The sequence below is a fragment of the Mesorhizobium sp. M00.F.Ca.ET.216.01.1.1 genome (genome assembly GCF_004010325.2).
Classification (GTDB): Bacteria; Pseudomonadota; Alphaproteobacteria; order Rhizobiales; family Rhizobiaceae; genus Mesorhizobium.
This window is the reverse complement of the sequence record NZ_SADR02000624.1, coordinates 1-279: the sequence shown is the minus strand read 5'-3', so window position 1 is coordinate 279 and position 279 is coordinate 1. Positions and strand designations below refer to the sequence as shown.

Annotated in this window: 1 protein-coding gene; it reads right to left on the bottom strand. The window is 68.8% G+C overall.

Going from position 1 to position 279, the window contains the following annotated elements; genetic code table 11:
* A partial coding sequence (locus EN859_RS37685) for a transposase zinc-binding domain-containing protein (protein ID WP_189502616.1) occupies positions 1 to 279 on the bottom strand: 279 nt, incomplete at both ends.

Genomic DNA, 279 nt, shown 5'->3' with positions numbered 1-279 from the left:
CGGCGGCGATCGTGCGCAGCGTCTCGGCCGCAGTCCTGAACAGGATGGCGTAAACCGCCGCCTTGTTCTGGAAGGCGATCGCGGCGACCTCGGCCGGCAACGTGAACACGACGTGGAAGTAGGGAACCGGCAGGAGTTCGGCCTCGCGTGCGGCGAGCCAGTCGCGGCAGGCCTGTCCCTGGCATTTTGGGCAATGCCGGTTGCGACAGGAATTGTAGGCCACGCGGATCGCCCCGCAGGATCGGCAGCCCTCGACATGGCCGCCCAGCGCGGCCGTCC